Source organism: Corallococcus sp. CA053C (assembly GCF_003611675.1).
Classification (GTDB): domain Bacteria; phylum Myxococcota; class Myxococcia; order Myxococcales; family Myxococcaceae; genus Corallococcus.
This window is the reverse complement of record NZ_RAWA01000546.1, coordinates 1-5,296: the sequence shown is the minus strand read 5'-3', so window position 1 is coordinate 5,296 and position 5,296 is coordinate 1. Positions and strand designations below refer to the sequence as shown.

The following is a 5,296-nucleotide window of genomic DNA, read 5'->3' as shown; positions in this document are numbered from 1 at the left end:
GATGGGCGGGGTGGCGGGGGTCTTGAACAAGGCCTTCGAGGAGAAGCGCAACAAGGACACATTCGGGTAAGGCGACCTCTCGGAGCCGCGCATCGTCGCGCGTCTCCGCGCGGCACTGCCCCTGCTGCGAGCCTCCTGAACGGGCTGTGTGCCGTGGGCGAGCCAGCCGGCGAGCACGGAGTTCGTCGGATCCGCGCTGAATCCACTCGCGCAAACGCCACGTATCCCCCTACAGCCAGTCAGTGCTGCGGGGGACGCGGCTGGCCCTGCAACCTCCCCCTTGGGAGTCGATGATGAAACGGATGATCAGAGGAACCTTCGCCGCGGGCGCGCTGGCGCTGGTGGTCTCGAACCTGGCGTGGGCGGGGAACCAGTCGGCCACGCTGCGCATCGCGCCGGGCTCCAACGTGTGCCTGCTCCAGGACGAGCTGGCCGTCAACGCGGTGTTCGCCGCGGGCACCGTCCAGCCGAGGCCCGACGGCTCACGGCCGCCGGTGCGGTTCCGGCTGCGGCGGAGCCTCATCGGGCAGCCGGGGACGTTCTCCAACGCGGCCGAGGAGGTGACGACGGACTTCTCGTTCGCGGCGGACGCCGTCACCCGGTCTGACCTGGTGCCGGGCACCTTCCGGCTGTGCGCGCTCAACCCGCAGGCCGTCGCCGTCAGCGCGAAGCTGGACCTGCGGACGAGCTGAGACCGGCTTCTTCCCATCGGCCTTCGCAGCAGCTGCCTGAGGCATGATGGCCTTCGTGAAGACAGACAGACTGGAAGACCTTGGCCACGCGGCGACGCTCGCGGAGCTCCACTCCTCTCTCCACCTTCATCGGAGGGAGGCGGAGCTCGCGGAGTTCGAGCGCCCCAACGGCCCGCCTTCCTGCACGGTCCGCATCATCGACGGAGGCGTCGACGGCCCGGGGAACGTCGACACGGGCAGGGGCCCCTACGTCGTCCTGATCAACGGTCCCCTCAAGGCTTCCGGCCACCTCAACCTGTGGACGGACGACTATCTGCCCGGGCTCGTGATCGTCAGGGGGGACCTCCGGGCCAGGACGCTCTCGTTCGGAAATGGGGCGCGGGTCTTCGTGGAAGGCTCGGTGTTCGTGGACGACTTTCTCTTCGGCCAGTACGGGGACCACAATGCCGTCCTCAGCGCCACGGGTGAGCTGCGCGCGAGGGCGAGCTTCCTCGGGGCGTATGCGTACATCTATGCGGACGGAGGGGTGCGTTCGCTGATCTACGCGCCGCGTGGAGGCTGGGAGACGCTGGAGCCGGACATCGAGAACGAAGGGGTCGGGGACGGAGCAGGCTTCTTCGACCCGGCGGTGCTCGACCGCTATGGCGACCTCGACTTCCGGCTGGCCATCCAGGCCGCCCGCGACGGGCGGTCCTTGTTCCTGCCCGGCGTCGAGGAGCGCTTTCCGGCCCGGCTGACCTCTCGAAGCACGAAGTAGGGTTCATCCCTCCGCGCAAGGTCGGCGGGCCCGGATCCGTCACGGGACCTTCGCTCACCAGGCGATGCGCTCGCCCCGGAAGTCGAAGAAGCTGCCGCTGTCCGGCAGGGTCAAGCGATCCAGCACCGCGAGCAGCCCCGCGGCCGACTCGGACGCCTGCAACGGCGCGCTCGAACCGCCCATGTCCGTCTGCACCCAGCCGGGACTGATGGCCACCGCGATGAGTCCCTCGCCGCGCAGGTCCTGCGCGAGCGAGCGCATGGCCATGTTCAGCGCCGCCTTCGACATCCGATAGCCGTAGCTTCCGCCCGACGTGTTGTCCGCGATGGAGCCGAGCCCCGAGCTGAGGCTCGCGATCTTCGCTCCCCGCGCCTCGCGCAGCCGCGGCAGCAACGCGCGCGTCACCCGCAGGGTGCCGATTGCGTTCACCTGGAGCATCTGCTGCGCGTCCTCGATCGAGAGGTCCTCCAGGTTGTCGCGCCGGGTGCGCATGCCCGCGTTGTTGATGAGCAGGTCCACCGGCCCGCTCAGCGCGGCGGCGAACGCGCGCACGCTCTCGTCGCTTGCCACGTCGAGGGCGTGCACGTGCAGCCGGCCGCCGGAGGCTCCCACCAGGGCGGTGAGTTCCCGGGCCTGCGCCGGATCACGGGCGCCTGCGTGCACGGTGTTGCCACGGGCGAGGGACTGCCGGGTGAGTTCGAGGCCGATGCCGCGGTTGGCGCCAGTGATGACGAGGTTCATGGGGCCAGACCCTAGATCGAACCGCCCTGTTGTCGCGGCTGGCGCAGCGGGCTCGCGGACACGAAAAGGCCCCGCCTTCCCGGGTGCTCCGGAGAAGCGGGGCCACGAACGTCGGTTCGGTTACTGGCCGTCGAGCTTGCCGTCCAGGTTCCGGTCGAGCGCGATGCGCGTGCCGGAGCCCGGAGGCGCCGCGGTGAAGGTCACCTCCTGGCCTGGCGTGTTCGCCAGCGCGCGCAGGGCCGTGGTGGTGATGTTGGCGGTGCCGTCGTCGGGCTTCCACGTGCCGGCCACGCGGTCGAACAGGAAGCCCTTCACGCGGGTGCCGATGGCGGCCTTCGCCACCAGGTCGGCCTCATACGTGGCGCCGCCGAGGACCTTCGACACGAACGGCGTCTTCGCACGGGCCATCAGCAGGTCGATGCGCGGACCCACCGCGGCGGCGTTCGTCGACGTGAGCGTCACCTGCTGACCGACGATGGGCGCCAGGTCGGAGTCCACCGCCATCATGTAGGCCTCCACGGCACGGCGATCCGTGTCGTTGCGGAAGCCCACCAGGGGCCCACCGATGCTGGTGTTGGCGAAGACGATGGCGCTGAAGAAGCGGAACATCGTGTCCACCGCGCCGTCGTGCGTGAAGCCGAAGCCGCGGATCTGGTCGCCCGTGGGCCCGGTATCCGGGGCCTGGAAGAAGCTGCTGTCCGGGAAGCCGAACATGCCGACCTTCGTGTACATATTGCGCACGTGGGGGATCTTCATGATCTGGCTGATCCCCTCGAAGCTCGAGTGGCCGTCGGTGCCGAAGAAGCCCTGCGCGGCGTCGATGACGTGACAGCCGTTGCAGTTGAAGCCGGTGTTGGTGCCAATCGCCAGGCCGTCCACGCGGCGGCTGCCGAAGAAGAAGTCGCGGCCGGCCGCCTGCGTCGAGGTGAGCGAGTTGTCCAGGTTGCGGATGGGATTCGGCGGCAGCTGCACCTGGAGCTGGAAGTTCGTGAACTTGTTCATCTCCGCCTCGGTGGGCTGATCCGCGCGGCCGAGCAGCCCCGGGAAGGCGACGACGAAGTTCTTGAACGACAGGGCCTCGTCATACGCGCTCGCGCCGAAGAAGCCGGTGGAACGGTCACCGCGCCAGTGCATGGCGCCCGAGGTGGACATGCCGCGCAGGGTCTGCGTCGTCATGGGCCCCTTCATCGGGTGGAAGGAGTTCTGGTTGCCGGTGCCGTTGATGTCCGAGCTCGGGTGGCCGGTGAACAGGCGGAACGCGCCAATCTCCAGGCTGCTCGCGAGGCGCTTGTCGATGGCGTTGGTCGTCACCGCGTCGTCCGGGTTGCCCAGGTCCCAGGCGATCTCGTCCTTGTCGCCGAAGACGTGACAACTGGCGCAGGACGCCTCGCCGTTGGCCGAGGAGAAGTCCGCGTCGTAGAGGAACGGGCGGCCCTGCACGACGGAGTCGGGCTCGGGGTTGTAGAGCGCCGCCGAGGCCACCTGGCTCTTCGTGGCGAGGTCGATGACCTTCACCGCGTTGTCGAAGCGGGTCATCACGTAGAGGCGGTTGCGCGCCTCGTCCAGCACCAGTCCGCTGGGGCCGCCGCCGCTCACGGGGATGTAGTTGGCGCTCGCCGTCCGGGGGTTGAAGGTGTCCGCCTCCAGCGCCGCGGTGTCGAAGACGCCGACCTTGCTGGAGCTGAACGCGGCCACGTACAGCTTCGCGCCGTCACCCGAGAGGGCCATCTCCGTGGGGGTGGAGAGGCTGTGGTTCCTGGCCGTGGGGTCGAAGCCGGTGGAGCCGGCCAGCTTCGAATAGTCGATGTGCTTGTTCAGGTGGCGCGGCGACACCGACGTCCCGTTGATGACGGTGATGCGCATCTTCGCGATGTTGCCCTGCACCGTGCTGCCACCGAAGGCGCCGGGGCCCTCGAAGCGGGTGAGGTTGTTGGCGTCGCTGTTGGTCGCGTACACCACGCCCGTCTTCGGGTTGACGGCCAGGTTGAAGACCGTCGTTCCCACGCCCGTGTAGAACGCCTTCTGCTGCAGGCCGTCCGCGTCGATGGCGAAGACGTCCTTGTCCGGCAGGTTGAAGCGCACGCCGTTGTTCCAGTTGCGGCCGAGCGTGTCCTCCCAGCGGCTGAGAGCGCTGTTCCACTTGACGATGAGGCCCGTCTCCGGCGCCTTCGCGCCCTCGGCGTTCGTGGACGGACCGGGCAGGCCGCCCAGGAAGAGGTTGTTGCCCCACGGGAACGTGTCCGGCTGGACCAGGCACACGCCCGCGCTGCCGAAGCCGTTGCACACGCTGTCCATGTTGATGGTCGTCGTCCGGTTGCCGGACTGGGCGATGGCCGCGTAGACCGTCTTCTTGTCCGGGCTGACGGCGAGAGCCCGCGGCGTGTCGCCGAAGAGCGTCAGGATGCGCGCGGGCGTGCCGCCTGGCGTCGTCCCCAGGGACGCGGGGTTGAAGACCCAGACGTCCGCGCGGCCCACGCCCGGCGTGGTGAGCTGCGGATCCCCCGCGCCGGGCACGGAGGCGATGGACGGATCCGTGCGCTGCTGGCCGCGGTGCGAGGTGGAGATGAACGCATATCCGTTGGCGCCGGCGAACACGACGTCGCGCGGCTCGTCACCCACGAGCAGCGTGCGTACCACGTGCGGCGTGCCGCTCACGCTCACCACGCTGATGCTGTCGGACAGGTGGTTGACCACCCAGACCTCGGTGTTGCTGCGCGCCGCGACCGACACCGGCTCCAGGCCCACCGGAACCTCGGCGACGAGCGACAGGCCCCCGCTGGTGACGTTGAAGACCTCCAGGCGATTGTCCGGCGTGTTGACCGCGAACAGCTTCGTCCCGTCCGGAGAGAGGGCCAACGGGCGCACGTGCGCGCTCTCGAACTCGATGAACGAGGGCGCCTGCGCAGCGGCACGGGAGGAGACGAACAGCGACACGGCGGCGCACAGCAGACCGGCTCGTGCGTGCCACCGGTTCTTGCGCGTGCCCACTTGCGGGGTACGGACCATCGGGACCTCCTGGGGGAACGGGGAATCGTTGCGCACTCGGAATTACCAGGGCGCGCCGCGACATCGCCCCCACCGAAAGGAGGGGGAAGGGAGGGGGAGG

Annotated in this window: 4 protein-coding genes; 2 read left to right on the top strand and 2 right to left on the bottom strand. The window is 69.1% G+C overall.

From position 1 onward, the window contains the following. Positions 1–302 precede the first annotated feature (302 nt). Positions 303–692: a hypothetical protein gene (locus D7V97_RS39585; protein WP_120615753.1), complete on the top strand. Its 390-nt coding sequence runs from the start codon at positions 303–305 to the stop codon at positions 690–692. A 55-nt stretch (positions 693–747) separates the two neighbouring features. Continuing rightward, positions 748–1,449, top strand: coding sequence for a hypothetical protein (locus D7V97_RS39580; RefSeq protein WP_147445172.1), 702 nt, complete (start codon positions 748–750; stop codon positions 1,447–1,449). Positions 1,450–1,503: 54 nt separating this feature from the next. On the opposite strand, the gene D7V97_RS39575 is transcribed toward D7V97_RS39580, so the two are convergent. Further along, on the bottom strand, positions 1,504–2,190 hold the full coding sequence (locus D7V97_RS39575) for an SDR family oxidoreductase (RefSeq protein ID WP_120615751.1): 687 nt from the start codon (positions 2,188–2,190) through the stop codon (positions 1,504–1,506). A 120-nt stretch (positions 2,191–2,310) separates the two neighbouring features. Further along, positions 2,311–5,196, bottom strand: coding sequence for a YncE family protein (locus tag D7V97_RS39570; protein ID WP_120615750.1), 2,886 nt, complete (start codon positions 5,194–5,196; stop codon positions 2,311–2,313). Between the last annotated feature and the right edge of the window lie 100 nt (positions 5,197–5,296).

What these genes read in the sequence shown, in the direction of transcription:
- D7V97_RS39575 (WP_120615751.1), bottom strand. Translation starts at nt 2,190, where the DNA reads ATGAACCTCGTCATCACTGGCGCCAACCGCGGCATCGGCCTCGAACTC.
- D7V97_RS39585 (WP_120615753.1), top strand. Translation starts at nt 303, where the DNA reads ATGATCAGAGGAACCTTCGCCGCGGGCGCGCTGGCGCTGGTGGTCTCG.
- D7V97_RS39570 (WP_120615750.1), bottom strand. Translation starts at nt 5,196, where the DNA reads ATGGTCCGTACCCCGCAAGTGGGCACGCGCAAGAACCGGTGGCACGCA.